The sequence below is a fragment of the Streptomyces hirsutus genome (assembly GCF_001418415.1).
GTDB lineage: Bacteria > Actinomycetota > Actinomycetes > Streptomycetales > Streptomycetaceae > Streptomyces > Streptomyces hirsutus.
In genome coordinates, this window is sequence record NZ_LIQT01000681.1 from 1 (window position 1) to 1,157 (window position 1,157).

The 1,157-nt window shown below is 73.0% G+C and carries 1 protein-coding gene; it reads left to right on the top strand.

Going from position 1 to position 1,157, the window contains the following annotated elements; translation table 11 throughout:
• Window positions 1–1,069 (top strand): SUKH-4 family immunity protein (locus tag AOK11_RS37355; RefSeq protein WP_240497637.1); only part of this gene is annotated, 1,069 nt, incomplete at its 5' end.
• Window positions 1,070–1,157: the final 88 nt, after the last annotated feature.

A 1,157-nucleotide genomic window follows, 5' to 3' on the forward strand; every position in this document is an offset into this window, starting at 1 on the left:
CGGGATGCCCGGCGGGATGCCGGGTGCGGTGCCGCCGGGCGTGCCCGGGCCCGGTCGGCCGCCGGTGTACGGCTACCCGCCGCAGCCGGTCGGGCAGCCGACGGTCGGCCCCGGTTATCAGGCCGTGCTGCGCTACCGCGCGCAGGACGGTTCCGAGCAGCAGCTGATCCGGCGTTCGGCGCCGGGCACGCCGCATCCGGAGTGGCAGATCTTCCACGAGCTGCGTGCGATGAACGTGCCGCCGGATCAGGTGCTGGAGCTGCACACGGAGTTGGAGTCGTGCGAGCTTCCGGGTGCGTACTGTGCGCGGATGATCCGGGAGCAGTGGCCGCAGGCGCGGATCACGAACATCGCGCCGTACGGCACCGATCAGGCGAGCCGCCAGCAGGGCATGCAGCAACTGCTCGTTCATCAGGGTGAGTTGCATCAGGTGGCGGACGGACCTGCCCGGCCGGCACCGGTGCGCGCGCCGCTGACGCCGATGCAGCCGGCGCCGCCGGTTCCGCCGGAGGTCATCGGGCAGGAGCTGGCGGGGGCGTTCGGGACGGGGGTGTTCCGGTTCGAGCAGCAGGCGGTGTCCCGGCAGGGTGTGCCGCCGATCGTGGCGCACACGCTGGTGGCCGCCGGACTGCCGCTGGACATGGGTCCGTTCTTCTGGGCGCAGGCCCAGCCGGGCCGTCCGGTGCCGACGCTGGCGGAGCTGGCCGCGGAGCGGGGTGTGCAGCCGGCCTCGGACGCGGGCTCGTACCTCGTCATGGGCAGCGACTTCGGCAAGGCGGTCTGTGTGCAGTACGGCACGGCGAACATCGTCGCGGTGCCGGTGGAGGCGGGGCCGGGCGGTGCGCCCGTACCGCCGCAGTTCGTGAACACGGGGCTGCCGGAGTTCGCCCGCTGCCTGGCGTTGCTGGGGCGGATGTGGCGGCTGCGGTTCGGGCTGAACCAGGAGCAGGCGGGCCGCTGGACCGTCGACTTCCAGATGCAGTTGGCAGCGCTGGATCCCGCGGCGCTCGGTTCGCCGGAGAGCTGGTGGTCGGTGCTGCTGGAGCAGATGTGGGACGGACTGCTCTGAGTCGCCGTTCCCGTCCCCGCCGCTGAGGCGGAGGCCGAGGTGAGAGGCCGGGCCCGGTCGGATACGTGTATCCGACCGGGCCCGGCCT